Here is a 17,896-nt window from a genome sequence, read left to right as displayed (position 1 = left end):
GGTTCCTTACCCTAATCTCTGGAGAGCGCATCAACAGGGTTTAACTTTGCGGCATTACGGGCAGGAAGGTAGCCAAACAGAACACCAATTAATGTAGAGCAGGCAAAGGCTGCAACAATTGAAGATACAGAGTAGATCATCTGAAACTCAGCATTGGTGTAGGTAAAAACCATGCCGACAAAATAAGCGAGAGCGATGCCCATCGCCCCGCCACAAAAACAGACCAGAACCGCCTCAATCAAAAACTGACGCATAATATCTGTCTGTCTGGCACCGACAGCCATACGAATGCCGATCTCCCGCGTTCTTTCTGTTACCGAAACAAGCATGATATTCATCACGCCGATCCCGCCAACGACCAGAGAGATAAAGGCGATGGCAGAGATAAGCAGTGTCATGGTCTCGGAGGTTTTCTCTATGCTTTTACGCACGGTATCGGTATTAATGGTAAAAAAATCCACTATGCCGTGACGCATGGTAAGCAGGCTGATAATTCCCTGCTCTGCGGCATCACTGGAGACATTGTCATCGATTCTTACCGTTATATCGCTCACGTAGTTTTGCCTGAATATACGCCCGGATACCGTGGTGTAAGGCAGCCAGATATTCAGCTCTTCGCTGTTATCCGACACACTTTCAATCGGCTCTGTTACCCCTATAACTCTTACGGGAAGGCGACCAAGGAAAATGACGCGACCTAATGCCTCTCCGTCAGAAAAAAGCTCTTCCCTGGTATTTGCATCAATAATCGCAACCTGTTCCAGTGCATCAACACTGTCCTCGTCAAAGTATTGCCCTTCGGCGAGCGTGTAGCCCCGAACCCGAAAATACTCAGTACCGACCCCCTGAACCGAGCCAGACACAGTTTCACTGGCATAACGGATAGCGACATTGGCCCGGACTGTTGGCGTCACACTATCGACAAAAGGCAGTGTTTTAAGCGCGTTGGCGTCTTCGGCTGTCAGTGAGCGAACCCGGCCGGAGCGACGGTCTCCACGACCGGTTCCGGGTTTTATCTCAATGGTGTTGGTTCCCATTGAAGCGATATTGTCCAGAATCGATTGCTGCGATCCTGTACCAAGCGCGACAACGGATACCACTGAGGCAATACCAATTATGATGCCAAGCATGGTCAGAAACGTACGCAAGCGGTGATTAGACATGGCAAGTAATGCCATCTTCAGGGCTTCAAAATAGCGGTTCCAGTTAATTCTGCGCCCGGTATTTTGTTCTTCTGTCGATCTTCTGAGATCAGTTACCGAATGACAACTGTTCTTAGCACAGTTTTTCTTATCACCGATAATTTCGCCATCTTTGACCTCTATGATGCGGTCAGCAAAGCCAGCGACATGAGGATCATGCGTTACCAGAATAATAGTGTGACCGTCCTGATGAAGTTCCTGAATCAGCTTCATCATCTCATCGCCGCTGTGACTATCCAGTGCGCCTGTCGGCTCGTCAGCAAGAATAACATCACCGCCATTAACAAGCGCTCTGGCAACACTGACTCGTTGCTGTTGTCCGCCACTAAGCTGGCTTGGCTTATGATCTAAACGGTCTTCCAGACCAAGACGGGTAAGCAACTTTGTTGCTTTTTCCTGTCTGGAATATTTGCCTTCATTGGCATACAAGGCCGGAATTTCCACATTCCCCACGGCGGTTAAATCGCCCAGCAGATGGTAACGCTGGAAGATAAATCCGAAGTGCTCGCGCCTTAGTGCTGCAAGCTCATCTTCGCTCATAGAAGAAGTATTTTGCCCATTGATGAAATAACGGCCGCTACTTGGCTTATCCAGACAGCCAAGGATGTTCATAAGAGTAGATTTACCAGAGCCGGATGCACCAATAATGGCAACCAGTTCGCCACGGTGAATTTCAAGGTCGATACCTTTGAGAACAGTTAGCTCCTGCTCCCCGGCGGCAAATGTCCGGCTGACGCCTTCGACTCTCAACAGTGTTTCACTCATGCTGTTACCTCATACCTTGTGCTGGTCCAGGTCCCCCCGGCCCCCGCCCGCCTTGTCCCGGCACTCTGCCTGACCCGCTTAAGGAAAAGCCGGATCCTGACACCTCTATATCAGCAGACTGACTGAGAACAATTTCGTCGCCTTCATTTAAACCAGATAGTATCTGGGCATATATTTTGTTGTTGATCCCAACTTCTACATCACGGTACTCAACCTGGTCGCCACTTCTTACAGGAACCTGATACGCGGAAGTTGGGCCGGGTTTCTGAACCAGTATCTGCGAAGGAACAAGCAGTGCATTTTCTGCACTTTCCAGAACAATTGATACCTGCGCGGTCATCCCGATGCGCAGCAACTTATCCGGATTATCTACATCAAACAGTGCGTTGTAGTAAACCGCTTCATCATCGCCAATCTTCAGATCACTGTCGTCACCGGTAAGTAATGTAGGGCCCGGTTCAATCGCACGTAAGGCACCACGGAATTTCTTTCCGGTTGAGCCCAAAATCGTGAAATAGACTTCCTGACCGGCTCTGATGTTAATAATGTCAGCTTCCGAAACCTGCGCCTTTACGGTCATCACATCCAGTTGCGCCAACTCAATAATGCTTGGTGTACCCTGGTTGTTATTTACTGTCTGGCCTTCTTCTACCGACACATAAATCACAGTGCCATCAATGGGCGAACTGATGCTTGTGTAACCGAGATCGAGCTTGGCGTCATCCACACTGATAAGTGATTTTTCCTTTTCAGCGATTAACTGTTCCAGTTCGGCGCGGTAAACGGCCAGTGTTGACTCCGCTGTATCGTATTCCGATTGCGAGGTGGCACCGTCTGTCAGCATCTTTTTCTTACGTTTAAATTCGGACAAGGCTCCTTTAATCTGAGCCTGCTTTGCCCGGTATTGAGCGTTAATACTCTTGAGAGAGGCCTCTGCTTCCTTCAGGGTATTTTGTTGTGCCAGATTGTCGATTTGTGCAATCAAGTCGCCTTGCTTGATTTCGTCACCCAACTGAACATCCATTTTTTCTATCAGCCCTGAAACCTGAGCGCCGACACTGACCAGCTTTGATGGATATAACACGCCGTTTGTCAGCACAACGCTTTCGACGTTGCCACGCTTAACAAAGTCGGTAGTCAGTTGGTGATGCTCCTGCTGAGCAAAAGTGGATTTGTAACCAAGCCCGGCAGTGGCACCACCAATAAGAAGGCAAGCTACCAATGCATATTTACTGCTTTTTTTCATTTGAGACTCTCTGTTTTCTTTCGAAGCTGACCGTTAGTGAGTCAGATTCCAATACCAAATCACGCATGTTTTCCCGTAGAGTGGCCTCTGAAATATGGTTTGATTGCACCAGTTCCAAAGGCTTTGAGAGTGCATAGAGATGAAAGGTATAGTCTTTCGGTCCGGGGCCTCTCGAACAGGGCGGGGCATATTCGTTTTGATGGTTAACACCATTACTGCCAAGTGTGCCGACAGATTTCCCGATTGACGTACCAGATATCTCCACAGGTATGTTGTACATAGTCCAGTACCAGTGGATGCCTTCCGGCCCTTTCCCTTTTGATTTTGGTGGTGGGGGTGGCGGAGGTGGGGGTGTGCTTTCTGTATTAGCTTCAGGCTCAGGCTTTTGTTCTTTTCTGTCCTCCGGCTTTGGTTTCGGATCTGGCTTATGATCCATAATGACAACCAATGACTGAGCTCCGTCAGGTATACCACTCCAGCTTAAAGGTGGGGAAATACCTTCACCTTCACAGGTAAACTGAACCGGGTATACACCGCCATCAGTAAAAGCGGCACTGGTCAGTGTCAGGGGTTCACTGGCTCTGGTTGCCACTGAAACGCTCAGCATCAAGCCTGCAATGGGAACCATGATATTGGCGTTCATAAGCCAATCTCCTTATCGATAACTATCTAATGAGTTACCTTAAGTCTATCGATTAGGAGTCAGCTATGGATGACAATGCTGTCATTTAATGATTGCTACAGAAGAGGAATGAAGTTTCATACAAACATAAAGTGAGTTACTTCTGGATAAACGCCACAGACCTAGCGGACGAAATCTACCTGCGGATTAATTTTGGTATTTCAAAAGGCAATCAGCCACCGCTTCCTGTGGTGGCTGAGATGAAAGAAATTGGACAGAAGCTTGCACCCCCAAACAGTGGTATCGAATTCGCTTTATTCAGTATTTTCAGTGAAACATGCAAAGCACAACAGTTTTGTTAACACTTTTGCGCCTGTACGTATAATAGTTACTACTCCATAGATAAATCCAATCCCGATCTTATTAGCGTTGTACAACGAGCAAAGAGCCATGGAATAGGAGATATTTGTCTAAGAAAGTTTGGGTAGTCCAGTTGAAGAAAGGCACTACACCAAACAGTGCCATTAGTGAAAGGGTTAAGATCAAGGTTGCTTTTATCTTTTGATTATTCAACTGTACGAGGTGTACATATACGCGGTAACAAGTCGCCAAGAAATTGTCCTCCTTGAATTACCACAGAATCTCCCAACGTAGTGACCATTTTATTTCCCCCATACCCTCCGAAGCTGTTCTTAGCATTCACATAACCACATACTGTTCTTTTACCATTAGAGCCTTCTAGTGCCCAAAACTCCCCAAACCGAGCGCTTTCTGGATCCTTTAGAGCATCGGTAACCTGTTGCTTGAGGGCTAGTATTTCATCCTCTGTAGCACTAGCCAGAGTCCATACAACTGGTGGAGAATATGCTTTTGTCGCTGGAGTGTATGTCTGTGTGTATTGAGTACCACAGCCGACTAATGCCATGGTACACATCAAAATAGTTAGATATTTCATGTTTGCTCCGTATTCTGATAGAAAGAAATTACTTTTCTAAAAGTCCATGAATGAAAGGCGGTGAAGGTAAGTATATTCACTGATTTTCACATAGAAAGCATAGTTGAAGGTTAATCGGAGTTAGTAATTAATATAGTGCCAATTATTTCAACTCGTACACATCAACCATCTCAATATACCGATTCATTGCGGTAACATAATTCGAGATAGTGCTTTTTGAAAGATTTGTTGAATCTTCTAATCTTAACTTTAATATCAATACGTCTTTGGAGGTTGAGAGCAATTTCGGAGAAATACTTTCGTTCAGGTGTTTTGAAACTCCGTTAAGATATGATAGGTAAGATGCAACTGAATCGGCCACCTTGTCATGAGAGCCTACACCGATGTCATGAATATACGCTTTAAATTTCTCTTGGTGCAATATCATTAATCTACTTCTCCTTGTATTTAGGCCAACTAAGTTAATCATAGGAGAGTGCTTGATATGGAGCATGTTTCATTTGTGGGAACGATTGATAAATGCATTAGAGTTAACCCCCTAACTAGCTTCTTCCACCGCGACGTATTCACACAAGTAAGCCTGCATGATTATTCATACGTAATTTTTAGCTAGAAATGTTAATAAGTGCCAGTTTTTGGGAGTTTCCTTTCACCACACCTAAGCACTTAATCGTCGAGTCGATGCCGATAAGTATGGGGCGAAATTTATCTGCCTGATATCTTACTGACTCATAAAGGGGCAAAAAATGAGTTTCAACATACAACAAATTCAGATTTGCTAGGGCAGGTATAACCGCATGGTTACAACATCTTTCTGGCTGGGTTCCAGAGTAAGTTCTCCACCATGGGCGCGGGCGATTTCACGGGCCAGACTTAGCCCCAGTCCGCTGCCGGATATGCCTTGGATATGTTCCAGTTCACCACGATAAAAACGCTCGAACAGATGCTCTCTAACCTCTTCCGACATCGGTTGGCAAAAGTTACTGATTAGTACTTCCAGACCAGATTCACTTCGGTTTGCCTTAATGATGATGCCTTTATCCTGAAGACTATAACGCATCGCATTAGTAAGCAGATTATTGAAAAGTTGCCTCAGAAGAACGATATCACCTTTTAGATTTAACTCTCGCTCAATTGAACAATGCAAAACTAACTCTTCCGACACTAGCTCCATGTCGGCGGTCAGTTCGTCTAACAAATCAGTAATGTTTATCGCTTCAAGGTGAAGTGCCATAGAGCCGGAATCGGCCTGTGAAAGAAGCAGCAGTTTACGTGTGATTGCCGATAGATGACCGACTTCATCTAAAATGGCATTAAGATCAACTTGTGACGGGTCTTCGTTTATCACAGCCTGCTCAAGTTTGCCTCTGAGAACGGTGAGCGGCGTTTTTAATTCATGGGCGGCATCTGCAGTAAAGCGCGAAGTCTGCTGAAAACTCTCTTCCAGCCGGTCCAGCATGGTGTTGTATGCATCGATTAATACTCTGAACTCTTTATCTTCTTTGTATTCAGACAGGCGGTGGCTGAGATCTTTTTGCGTCACTTTATCCATCGACTTTTGCAGCCGGTCTATCGGCCTTATGGTATTGGTAGCGATAAACCATGCGCCCAGGATACTGAGCAGCAAAGAGAAGGGAATGACAAAAATAAGCGCGGTTTGCAAAGTCTCTCTCAGTTCACTGGTTGTCGCCGCAAGGTCAACAGCGATAAAACTTTCCGCTTGAGGGACGGCAAAAAAGCTGGCCCGCCATTGGTTATTGTTATGCTCAAAGGAAACAAACTGGCAACCAAGGTTGCCCCGGCGTCCACTTTTTGATGCCGGCTGTGCGGCATCACGTTCAGTCCGGTTAAATATGCTTATCAAGCGCTGAGCATCAGAGCCTTCAGACTTAAGAATAATGTCGTTATCTTCGGATTTAACCAATACCATTAGCTGGCTAAGAGTGCTTACCCGAAGTTTGTCCACCATATCATTGATCAGCCGGTTATCCGGAAGTTCATACTTATCCGTACTCTGCCTTGGCACCATTCGCTTTGCTTCCATACAAAGCCGGGAATCAAGATGCTCAAGCTCAACTTTATTTATACGTGACCAGCCCAGAATGACCACAATAGCCAGTACTGCACTCACGGTGAAAATGGATATGGAAAAAATGCGGGTGCGAAAAGACATAGGTTTACCTCAGCGGGGGCTCAGTCGGTAACCCGTACCGCGCACAGACTCTATGGCACCAACCATTTTCCCCGCACTCTCCAGAGAGCTCATCTTGCGGCGAATTCGTTTAATGCAGACATCAACGACATTGGTACAGGGGTCAAAGTCATACCCCCAAACGTGCTCTAAAAGTTGTCCCCTTGTAAAAATCTGATTTGGCGAGCGCATCAGATACTCTAATAAGGTAAATTCCCTGCTGGTAAGCTCTACAGACTGGCAGTTGCAATTGAGACTCCGGCTAATGCAGTCAAGTTGCAGTGAACCAACCTGAACCACGTGTTGCTGCGTACCTTCTCGCCGCCTTAGCAAGGCATGAATGCGGGCTATCAGCTCCTCCACATAGAAAGGCTTGGCTAAGTAATCATCGGCCCCCATCTCCAGTCCCTGAACACGATCGCCCAGTTCATTACGGGCGGTAAGCAAAATAACCGGAGTATCAAAACCGGATTGGCGAAGAGAGCGCAGAATATCGAGCCCGTCGCGCCCCGGAAGCATGATATCGAGAACAATAGCATCATGACTGTTTTGGCAGGCAACCTCATGACCCTGATCTCCGTCAGCGCAGTGGGTAACACTCATATTTTTGGCTCGCAAACCTTCGCACACAAAGTCCGCTATTTTCTGTTCGTCTTCGACAAGTAGTATCTTCATGGGGTTCAATCCTCTGACCGATACTGAAAGTATGTCATTGGATGCTTTAGCCTCGCAACAAGTATGACAAATTTGTCATTTTTGAGTGCTAATACCTTGTTTGTTTCAATGAAGCCGTTTCTATAGTGTCTATGATTACGAGATATAAAACATCAGTTACTAAGCTTTCTCTTCAGGTAAGGAACTCTTATGAAAAATCGATTACTGATCAGCTTGATAACTACGATACTGACAATTCAGTTATCCGGTTGTGGCACGATACTCCACCCAGAGCGAAAAGGTCAGAAAAGCAGGCAAATAGATCCGGCCGGTGATTATTCTCTTTAAAAAAGCCCATTCCGACAGCTGTCTGAATGGGCTTAAAATTAGTACTCTTCCGCTTTAAACCCGATAGGAATTTCAGCCAGTTGCTCACCCTGATTAGCCGGATAGATCAGATACTCCCCATGATACTTCACAATAGATTTGTACCCGGTTCGCTTATGCAAAAGAAAGCCGGCTTTGGTTGCCAGACGAACAAACTCGGCATGGTTACCTCTCACATAAAAGCTCATTGGTTTAACCAGCTCTTCATGCCCCTCTTCATCTGCGTTGGCAAAACACTCTTCACACTGTTTTGCACACAGCACCAGAGAGTTATCACCTTCGGTAAACACCTGAGTTTTTTCTGTAAGGTCAAACTCGGTACATACACTCCAGTTTTCCTGCTCCATGGCATCAAGGAAAGACTCAATGTCCTTATCTTTAATTACCTTTGGCTCGCCATCCAGCGGAAGAAAATGACCATAGAAAGCGGAAATATTTCTGAAAGTAAAAAGCATATCTGAATCCGTGCCTTTACTTCTTCCCGCTTTCTGCCATGCGGTGAGATTACCTCCGACGATACGTGGGAAACGCTGAGTTTTAAGGCTTCGGGTCACCCATCGAACCAAAAAGTGAGTGTTGCTCACCGGCGTATTGGCAAGCTTGCCTTTCTTATGTTCCTGCTCCAACTCTTCCAGTGCCAGATTCACCAGTTTCTGAATTTCAACGCTATAAACTGCCATTACACTCTTCTTCCAAATAACCAATATAATGCTGAGCAAAGAACCGCACAGCTTGCCATCACACTTATCAATGTCCAGGGCGTATGGCTCGGCAACCAGGCCACCAATGCCCCGACGGCAGCACCAACACCAAAACGCAAAGTTCCGGCCAGAGCTGTCGCCGTTCCCGCCATTGACGGATAACCCGACAACAACAGCCCCATAATATTACTGCCCACGGTGGACATGGCACTGATATACAGAGCAACAAAAGGAACAATCCCCCACAGCCCCGCATCAGTAAACCCAAACACAAACAGGCCAATACCGGCGACAAGCTGAATCATCAGCCCAAACCGCAGCATGCCCACTGAGCCCACTCTTTTCACCAGGCGGCCATTAACTATGGTCATGCCAAACATAGCAAAGGCATTTAAACTGAACATATAGCCAAACTCAGCCGCATTCAGTCCGTAAATATCAATATAGACAAAGGATGCGGCAGTCAGAAAGGCAAACATCCCCGCAAAGGAAAAGCCGCCCGCCATCATCAGGCCCATCGCCTCTTTGCTGGCAAACAACTTTGCGTAATTTCTCAGCATAGTCGCAAAATGCAGTGGCTGACGGTTCTCTTCAGAAAGGGTCTCCGGGATCTTCCACAGGATCAGAAAAACAACGATCACAGAAAACAGGGCCAGAAACCAGAACACAGAGCGCCATCCGAACCAGTCGGTAAGGTGACCGCCAAGCATAGGAGCAACCATAGGAGCCACCATCATCACCATGGTGATAAAAGACATGGTGCGGGCGAAATCTTCTTTATCAAACAGGTCCCGGATCAGAGCCTGAACCACTACCGCCGCAGCAGCACCGGCAAATCCCTGAGCGATACGCAGTAAAATCAGAAACTCGATGCTATCGGTAACCGCACAAACCACCGAGGTGAAAACAAAAAGCAGTGTACCAACCAGTATAATCGGTCTTCGTCCATAGCTGTCCGACAGCGGGCCATGAACCAACTGCCCTACCGCAAAGCCAGCGGTATATACTGAAAGCGTCATCTGAACCGCACTGGCGTCTGCACTCAGATCTTTAGCAAGCGCGGGAAGCGAGGGCAAATACATATCAATGGCCAGTGGTGTAATCGCGCAGATTGCACCAAAAACCATAAACATAAAAAAGCCGAGCTGTATCTTGTTTGTTTTGTTCATAGCACTCTTTATTATTTGATTTCTACAGCAATAGTCACCTGGGGCAAGGTGGCTGATATCAAAAAGCAGACCGTCCTTGCCAGGGATGGCAAGGCCGAGCCCCATGGAAGGGTTTATGCGTGTCTGTGTTTGATATCAGCTACCTTGCCCCACCCACAGGAACCAAAAATCACCGCCAGACAGCATCGATCTCTTCTTCAGTAAGATAACGATACTCACCCGGCTCCAGCTCTTCATCCAGCTCAATGGCGCCAATCCGCTCCCGGTGCAGCGCTTCAACCTTATTACCCAGAGCAGCAAACATACGTTTCACCTGATGGTATTTCCCTTCAGTAATCGTCAGAAGCACTTCCTTCTCATCAAGCACCTCAAGCTCAGCTGGCAGCGTCAGCTCCCTTTCATTTCTCAGCTCAATGCCGGTTGCAAATTTTTCCTGATAGTCATCCTGAACGGGATCGGCCAGCCAGACACGGTAAGTCTTTTCGCACTTATGTTTAGGAGAAGTAATTCTGTGAGACCATTTACCGTCGTCAGTAATCAGCACCAGACCGGTAGTATCCACATCCAGACGACCGGCAAAGTGCAGATTTTCCATTTTCACTTCATCAAGAAGCACAAATGCCGTGTGATTAAAACCATCTTCATGTGAGCAGACAAAACCCTCAGGCTTAAAAAGCATGATATAACGAGGGCCCTGCATGGCGATTTCTCTGTCCTGCCACTCAACAGTACAATCCTCTGTTACCTTAAAAGCGCCGCTCTTTTGCATTACGCCATTTACAGTCACATCACCGCTTTTAATAATCTTGGTTGCCTCTTTGCGGGTAGCACCCAGCGCATCACACAGAAATTTATCTAATCTCATGAATACCTCTTCTTGTTCAGGTCGGGTATTATATTCCCTATTCCATAATAAGTTGAGCTATTTCACACTTTTCCCGCGTATGTACAAACTCAGGCCCTATCAGGCAGACTCCGTAAAAGCTGTTATCCACTATTTCCGTAAGCATTCAACGCCTGCCGTCATTGTTCTGCCGACAGGTGCGGGTAAAAGTCTGGTCATTGCGGAGCTTGCCCGTCTGGCGAAGGGCCGCGTATTGGTACTTGCGCATGTAAAAGAGTTGGTTGAGCAGAACCACGCGAAATATGAAGGCTATGGTCTCACCGGCTCCATTTTCTCTGCCGGACTTGGCCGGAAGGAAACCGATCAGCAGGTGGTTTTTGCCTCCGTTCAGTCCGTGGTAAGAAACCTGGACGCCTTCGCCAATCAGTTTTCCCTGCTGGTTATCGATGAATGCCACCGGGTGCCGGACGATAAAAAAAGCAGTTACCAAAAGGTCATTACTCACCTAACCGAACTTAACCCCGGAATAAAGATTCTGGGCCTGACCGCCACCCCCTACCGTCTGGGCATGGGCTGGATTTATCAGTACCACACCCGTGGTCAGGTGCGCAGCGAAGAACCCCGCTTTTTCCGTGACTGTATTTTTGAGCTTCCCATTCGTTACCTTTTAGATGAAGGCTTTTTAACTCCGGCAAGGATGATAGATGCTCCGGTTTTAAGCTATGACTTCTCCCAACTAAAGCCAGCCAATACCGGACGCTATAAAGAGTCTGAACTGGATATGGTGATAGAAAGCTCAAAACGGGCAACCCCGCAAATCGTTCAGCAGATTATCCAGATGAGCCAGGACAAACAGGGCGTGATGATCTTTGCCGCCACCGTCCGCCATGCTCAGGAAATCCTGTCGCTTCTGCCTGAATCAGAATCCGCTATTGTTATTGGTGATACGCATCATAAAGAGCGGGACAGCATCATCCGTAGCTTTAAAGAACAAGAGCTAAAATACCTGGTCAATGTATCGGTTCTCACCACAGGTTTTGATGCCCCGCATGTGGATCTGATCGCCATTTTAAGGCCAACAGAATCGGTCAGCCTTTACCAGCAAATTATCGGCCGGGGACTCCGGCTTTCTGAAGGCAAAGAGGAATGCCTGGTTCTGGACTACGCCGGCAACAACTACGACCTCTACCAGCCTGAGGTGGGCGATCCTAAACCGGACTCACAAAGTGACATTGTCACCATTCCCTGCCCGTCCTGCGGCTTTAACAACAACTTCTGGGGCAAGTTAGACAGCAACGGATTTCTGCTGGAACACTATGGCCGTCGCTGCCAGGGCTATTTTGAAGATGAAGATGGCAGCAGAGAACACTGCGGCTACCGGTTCAGAGCCAAGTACTGCAATGAATGCGGCGCAGACAATGATATCGCCGCCCGTATCTGCCACGAATGCGATGCCACACTGGTTGATCCTGATAAAAAACTCAAAGAAGCACTTAACCTGAAAGATGCCTTAGTCTTTGAATGTACTGACATGACACTCTCGGTACACAAAGACAGTAACGGCAAAAACCAGTTGAAGGTGACCTATCAGGGCGATGAAGGTGCTCAGGTACATGAATTCTGGTCACTTAACACCAAGGCTCAGAAAATCCGCTTTTATAAGCAGTTTGTCCGCTCCCACCTTGCAGACAGACACCGTCCCTTTGAAGAAAGCTCACCGACAAAAATCGTTAATAATCAACACAGATTTCGCCTGCCGCAATTTGTTATCGCGCGCAAAAGCGGCCGCTTCTGGAAATTACGCGACAAATTATTTGAAGATGAATTAATTTCTAAGTGAAATACATGTCTGAGTTAACATATTGGATTATAATTAATAACAAGCTCAATAGAGTTATGACAGTATGTAAATTAACTCATTCTAATGTAAAACCTTAAGGTAAGAGGCCCTTCTTATCTGTTAAGGAGTATCGTCATAATGAAACTATCCTTCAAAAATATAACGCTCTCCAGACTTTTGCTTGTCTCTCTGTTGTCCGTTGGCGTCATTCCTGCGTTACTGGTTGGACTCACTTCCACCTATCTGTTTGACAACGAGTTAAGAAGGCAGTCCTACAATCAGCTTGATACTGTCAGGGCGATTAAAAGCAGCCAATTGACCGGTTTTTATGGTGAAAGAAAAGGTGACATCGGTGTACTGCGCGAGGTCATCAACACCTTTAACAGCGAAGCCATCAGGACACTACAGGAAACCAACAATACCCGCGAGAAAGAGGTGGCGGAATACATCAGCATACTGAAGAAAGAGCTGAAAATATTCTCACGCTCTGCCTCCGCTATCGGCGCGACCGAAGACTTCTCACGGGCATTTACTTTTCAGGGTAAGACGGTTGATTCAATGCTGTGGAAAGATGCAGCAGCGGTGCATGGTCCAAAAATTGATGACTTTAACAAAGAGTTCAACTGGTATGATGCATTTCTTATCAGTCTTGACGGCGATATTCTGTATACCACAGCCAGAGAGCCTGACCTGACAAAAAATGTGAGTTCAGAACTGATTCAGGGCTCCGGCCTGGAAGTGGCATACAATAAAGCAAAAGCTCTGCCTGAAGAGAGCAACGGCATCTTTTTTGGTGACTTTACCGCTTACAAGCCGTCTGATAACGATCCCGCCGGTTTCTTTCTGACAAAGGTATTTGATGATTTTGGCGCCCATACCGGCTATGCCGCGGTGCAATTTCCTATTGAGCATATCTCGCATATTCTGGCTGCGGAAAGTGATGTAAAAAGTTACCTGGTTGGCCCGGATCATCTTCTGCGCTCAGATACAGAAGACTTATCGGTCAATGAGTCCTTTGCAAAAAACATCAAAATTGCTGACGACACATCCGCTTCCCAAAACACGTCTGATTCCTATATCAGCAGAGACCGGCATGGCAAGCTGATCCTGACCGCCAGTAAGAGCATTAAAATCAGTGATGATGTGAACTGGAAGGTCTTCTCAGATATCGACATTCTCGCGGCCTTAGTGCCAACAGACTCAAGCGGACAAGAGCTCTACCAGACTTATATCCAGAAATATAACTACTATGATCTGTTTCTTATTGAACCGGACGGAGAGATATTCTACACCGCCACCAGAGAGTCTGACTTCGGCTCTAACCTGATTAACGGTCCATATTCCGACTCCAATCTGGCTCAGCTGTTCCGCGATGTAAAAAACAGCAAGGACTACGGCATTATTGATTTTGCACCATACGAGCCATCTAACTTTGACCCTGCTTCCTTCATCGCCCAGCCGATTTTGTCTGAGTCCGGTGAGGTTGCAATGGTAATAGCTCTCCAGCTCTCCATTGATGCCATTAACGCGGTAATGAATCTCAGAGAAGGTATGGGGGAAACCGGTGAGTCCTACCTGGTGGGCAGCGATAACCGAATGCGCTCCGACTCCTACCTTGATCCTGTAGGCCACTCTGTAAAAGCTTCATTTGCCGGGACCGTTGAGGAAAACGGCGTTCATTCAGTTGCCTCAGAGGCCGCACTGCAGGGACAAACCGGCTCACAGCTGATCACCGACTACAACGGCAATCCGGTTCTCTCTTCTTATGCTCCACTGGATATAGAAGATATGCGCTGGGCGCTGCTGGTTGAGATTGACGAAGCAGAAGCCTTTGCGACGCTGACAACCATTGAAAAACTGCTTATGGTTTTGATTATCATCGCCATGGTGGTTATCGTGGTTATGGCTGTTATGCTGGCGAAAATGATCAAAAAACCACTGGGTGGAGAGCCTAGAGAGATGATAGCGCTTGCCGCTCAGGTTGCAGATGGCGACCTGACCCATAGGTTTGATGACTCTATCGCCGGCGACACCCTTTACGGCTCACTGAGAAATATGTCACTGAACCTTAAAGCTCTGGTCTCCAAGATGCTGGAATCCAGTAACACTCTGGCCTCAACTTCCGAGGAAACCTCCATGGTTTCCAACCAGACCACCACCTCAATTGCCGCGCAAAATGCCGATATTGAGCAGGTGGCGACCGCTGTAAATCAAATGGCAAGCACCACCTCAGATGTTGCAAAAAACACAAATGATGCGGCACTTGCCTCTGAACAGGCTTCTAAACAGAGTGATCAGGGTCTGCAGGTTCTGGAGAAAAACATGGCCGCCATTCAGGAGCTGATTGCCTCTGTACAGGCCACTTCTGAAGATGTTATTCAGCTAAGAGATCAAAGTGAAGCCATCAATAAAGTACTGGACGTGATTCAGGAAATTGCCGAGCAGACCAACCTGCTGGCCCTGAATGCCGCCATAGAATCGGCCCGCGCAGGCGAATTCGGACGCGGCTTTGCGGTGGTTGCTGATGAAGTAAGAACACTTGCCCAGCGTACCCAGGACTCAGCTTCAGAAATTCAGCAGATGATCAGCAATGTCCAGAATTCAGCGAACTCGGTAAGCTCCAGCATTGAGCGCAACGCGCAAAATGCATCGCAGGTAGGAGAGCTGTCAGATAAAACCCGTGAAGCCTTCCTCGGCATCAGCACAGCCATCGGTGAAATAGACAATATGATGGCTCAGATCTCCACCGCTTCTGAAGAGCAGGCTCAGGTAACTGAAGATATCAACGAGAAGATTCTGCATATCAACGAAGTATCAGTACAGACCGCCACCGCCTCTGAAGAGCTAAGTGCGGCAAGCCAGGAGGTAGCCCGATCAGCAGAGGAGCTTAGTGAACTGACCCGGCAGTTTCATGTTTAAGAGCTGGTGTTCTAATCTGGAGGCTCCTTTAACGAGGAGTCTCCGTAGATCCCGGATAATGGCTTCGCTATTTCCTGGATGACGACGTTATCGTATAAGATAAGAGCCTGTCCTATTGGGTCTTACCCAAAACTCTTAGTCATAAACAACAACTTCTCAGACTGCTTACCAATTTCATCCGCATTCTTAGCCACCAGCTCTGCCTGGCACAGGCTCTGTGTTGACGACTGGCTCAGGTTGGAAATATTCCCCCCTATCTCCTTAGCCGCAACGCTTTGCTGCTCTGCTGCCGAGGCTATCTGAGTGGTGTTATCAGAAATCTCCGTCACTATGGAGCAGAGTCCGCTTAAGCTGTCTTTGGTGACATTGGTAATTTCCACACATTCATCTGCACTTTTCTGTCCTTCGTCCATGGAGGCTGACAGGGTTTTCAGCGTACTTTGAATTCCGGTGACCGATTTCTGGATTTGCTCAGTAGCGCCGTGAGTTCTCTGGCTCAGCGCACGCACTTCATCTGCAACTACGGCAAATCCGCGCCCGTGCTCACCAGCTCTTGCAGCTTCAATGGAGGCATTAAGCGCAAGCAGGTTTGTTTGCTCAGCGATACCCTGAATCTCTTCCATCACACTATTTATCCGCACTGACTCTTTGGCTAACTCATCGGTAATTTTGGCAGAAGCTTCCACTTCGGCTGCCAGGTGCTCGATTTTCTTCTGTGTGCTGCTTAAATCCCCGGTCACCTGCTTCGACGTATTTCTGGCCAGATTGGTCTGATTCATAATATCTGAACAGTGCAGCGCAATTTCTGAAATCGTCGCCACCATTTCTTCCACTGCCGTAGCCACTTTCTCCAGCTCCACCGACTCTTTCTCAACGTTTTCCCTTGCCTCTTCAGAGGTGCGCGACAGTACTTCCGCTTCCCCTAAAAGAAAACGGCTGCTATCCAGCACTCTGCCAAGAATGGTCCTCAGCCTTCCCTCAAACATCTTCAGATGGTATTCACTGATATTATTTTTGGTTTCGCAGAAAACCTGCCTTGAGATACTGTCATACTCATCGGCCAGTTTATTGTCGTAGCTTTCCCGGGTGCCGGTGTTATAAAACAGCATAACGGAAGCAAGAGGAAACAGAACAGATAAGTAAGGAGAGTAAGTAATGGAAGCAATGATTAAGGCAAGGTTCAGAACAATCCATAAGGCTAGCTTGCGCGAGAAGCTCAGATGAATATTAAAGATATCCACTTTGCTCACTTTCAGGCTCTCAGCGGCTATGGCTTTCTTATATAAATTAATCGCCCGCCGCTTTTCGGTCTCACCCAACTTTGTCCGCACCGACTGGTAGCCAACCAGAGTACCGGCTTCGTATATGGGCGTCACAAAAGCATCCACCCAGTAATAGCGCCCGTCTTTACAACGGTTTTTGACCGCTCCGCGCCAGGCCTGTCCCTGCTTTAAATGGTCCCACAGATCTTTAAAGGCCGCCTTAGGCATATGCGGATGCCGGACAACATTGTGGTTCTTACCCACCAGCTCCTCAGAGGTATAACCGGCAACTTCGCAAAACTCTTTGTTGGCGTAGGTGATAACGCCACGGGTATCGGTAGTCGAGACTAATTCAGCATCAGAAGGAAAGGAGACTTCTTCATTAACCGTCGTTTTACTGGACTTTCTCATAACGTAATATCCTCGGTGCGACTAAGGAAATTATAGGAGAAAATCTTTCTTACTGTTATTTTTGTTAGTAATGATATATAACCGCTACCGGATCATTGGCTAATCAACCAGTTCAATATCCAGACACTGCAACAGATTGAGTGCTTCATAACGCGAAAACTTAGCCCCTTTTACCCGGTTCTCCAATACGTTAATGGCATAATCTGTCGAGTCAGTGAAATCCACATTCTGCAAACTGGTTCTCATAAACAGGCTATGGGTAAAATCGCAGTACTTCATCACTGAGTCATCAAAATTGCCTTCGCGGAAGTCAACATCGTGCAGCTTGCACTCATCGATATTCAGTTCGTTTAAAGTAAGGCCAAAGAAAGAAGCGTCATTTAAAATACAGCGCTCAAAATTGAGTTCGAAATCCAGATGATAGGAAGACCAGGTGGCTTTGGTCCAGTCCACACCGACCAGTTTGCAGTCTGTAAATTTCACGCCAAACAGCCTGGAATTAGCAAGGTCTATCAGGCTAAGGTTGCAACGGATAAACTCACAATTGGTAAATTTGCAGTTCTGAAATTTGCTTTCGGAAAAGTCACAATCTGAAAACTCGCACTCTTCGAACTCCTTATCTTTGTAATGCTCATAGCTCGCTTCCACTTTCCCGAAGCTCTCTTCGAAGAACTCCTGATTATCGTCAATATTTGCCATCTGCTTTGCCACCTGATTTTTTTCGTCTT

Annotated in this window: 14 protein-coding genes; 3 read left to right on the top strand and 11 right to left on the bottom strand. The window is 47.0% G+C overall.

Annotated features, from left to right (window positions below; all coding sequences use genetic code 11):
• Positions 1–11 precede the first annotated feature (11 nt).
• The 6 genes from L3Q72_RS06165 to L3Q72_RS06140 all read right to left on the bottom strand — a co-directional run bounded on the left by L3Q72_RS06165 (position 12) and on the right by L3Q72_RS06140 (position 7,656).
• Complete coding sequence (locus tag L3Q72_RS06165; protein ID WP_275131779.1) at positions 12–1,967, bottom strand: MacB family efflux pump subunit; 1,956 nt, start codon at positions 1,965–1,967, stop codon at positions 12–14.
• 4 nt (positions 1,968–1,971) lie between these two features.
• A complete protein-coding gene (locus L3Q72_RS06160) occupies positions 1,972–3,213 on the bottom strand; it encodes an efflux RND transporter periplasmic adaptor subunit (protein WP_275131778.1) in 1,242 nt (413 codons plus the stop codon).
• The gene (locus L3Q72_RS06155) at positions 3,197–3,856 is read right to left on the bottom strand and encodes a YbhB/YbcL family Raf kinase inhibitor-like protein (protein ID WP_275131777.1); all 660 of its coding nucleotides are present in this window, start codon (positions 3,854–3,856) and stop codon (positions 3,197–3,199) included. Before L3Q72_RS06155 ends, L3Q72_RS06160 begins: the two co-directional genes overlap by 17 nt.
• A gap of 544 nt (positions 3,857–4,400) precedes the next feature.
• Complete coding sequence (locus L3Q72_RS06150; RefSeq protein ID WP_275131776.1) at positions 4,401–4,790, bottom strand: hypothetical protein; 390 nt, start codon at positions 4,788–4,790, stop codon at positions 4,401–4,403.
• 778 nt (positions 4,791–5,568) lie between these two features.
• Positions 5,569–6,963, bottom strand: coding sequence for an ATP-binding protein (locus tag L3Q72_RS06145; protein ID WP_275131775.1), 1,395 nt, complete (start codon positions 6,961–6,963; stop codon positions 5,569–5,571).
• Between the two features lie 9 nt (positions 6,964–6,972).
• Complete coding sequence (locus tag L3Q72_RS06140; protein ID WP_275131774.1) at positions 6,973–7,656, bottom strand: response regulator transcription factor; 684 nt, start codon at positions 7,654–7,656, stop codon at positions 6,973–6,975.
• A 189-nt stretch (positions 7,657–7,845) separates the two neighbouring features.
• On the opposite strand from L3Q72_RS06140, the gene L3Q72_RS06135 reads away from it, so the two are divergent.
• Positions 7,846–7,983 (top strand): hypothetical protein, encoded by a 138-nt coding sequence (locus L3Q72_RS06135; RefSeq protein ID WP_275131773.1) that lies wholly within the window; start codon positions 7,846–7,848, stop codon positions 7,981–7,983.
• Positions 7,984–8,021: 38 nt separating this feature from the next.
• Here L3Q72_RS06135 and L3Q72_RS06130 read toward each other — a convergent pair whose 3' ends face one another.
• The 3 genes from L3Q72_RS06130 to rsuA all read right to left on the bottom strand — a co-directional run bounded on the left by L3Q72_RS06130 (position 8,022) and on the right by rsuA (position 10,757).
• Entirely contained in the window at positions 8,022–8,702 is a 681-nt protein-coding gene (locus tag L3Q72_RS06130) for a DUF2913 family protein (protein ID WP_275131772.1), read from the bottom strand.
• The gene (locus tag L3Q72_RS06125) at positions 8,702–9,892 is read right to left on the bottom strand and encodes a Bcr/CflA family multidrug efflux MFS transporter (RefSeq protein ID WP_275131771.1); all 1,191 of its coding nucleotides are present in this window, start codon (positions 9,890–9,892) and stop codon (positions 8,702–8,704) included. The genes L3Q72_RS06130 and L3Q72_RS06125 overlap by 1 nt, the downstream gene beginning before the upstream one ends.
• Positions 9,893–10,061: 169 nt before the next feature.
• Positions 10,062–10,757, bottom strand: coding sequence for a 16S rRNA pseudouridine(516) synthase RsuA (gene rsuA / locus L3Q72_RS06120; RefSeq protein ID WP_275131770.1), 696 nt, complete (start codon positions 10,755–10,757; stop codon positions 10,062–10,064).
• A gap of 79 nt (positions 10,758–10,836) precedes the next feature.
• Between rsuA and L3Q72_RS06115 the strand changes: the two genes are divergently transcribed.
• Positions 10,837–12,576 (top strand): DEAD/DEAH box helicase, encoded by a 1,740-nt coding sequence (locus L3Q72_RS06115; protein WP_275132076.1) that lies wholly within the window; start codon positions 10,837–10,839, stop codon positions 12,574–12,576.
• Between the two features lie 138 nt (positions 12,577–12,714).
• Positions 12,715–15,495 (top strand): methyl-accepting chemotaxis protein, encoded by a 2,781-nt coding sequence (locus L3Q72_RS06110; RefSeq protein WP_275131769.1) that lies wholly within the window; start codon positions 12,715–12,717, stop codon positions 15,493–15,495.
• A 122-nt stretch (positions 15,496–15,617) separates the two neighbouring features.
• On the opposite strand, the gene L3Q72_RS06105 is transcribed toward L3Q72_RS06110, so the two are convergent.
• Both L3Q72_RS06105 and L3Q72_RS06100 read right to left on the bottom strand, forming a co-directional pair.
• Positions 15,618–17,168, bottom strand: a complete 1,551-nt coding sequence (locus L3Q72_RS06105) for a PAS domain-containing methyl-accepting chemotaxis protein (RefSeq protein ID WP_275131768.1) — start codon at positions 17,166–17,168, stop codon at positions 15,618–15,620.
• Between the two features lie 99 nt (positions 17,169–17,267).
• Positions 17,268–17,867, bottom strand: a complete 600-nt coding sequence (locus L3Q72_RS06100; protein ID WP_275131767.1) for a pentapeptide repeat-containing protein — start codon at positions 17,865–17,867, stop codon at positions 17,268–17,270.
• Positions 17,868–17,896 lie beyond the last annotated feature (29 nt).

This window comes from Vibrio sp. JC009 (assembly GCF_029016485.1).
Lineage (GTDB): Bacteria > Pseudomonadota > Gammaproteobacteria > Enterobacterales > Vibrionaceae > Vibrio.
Note: the sequence above shows the minus strand (reverse complement) of the source record. Positions and strands in the feature narration are given on the sequence as shown.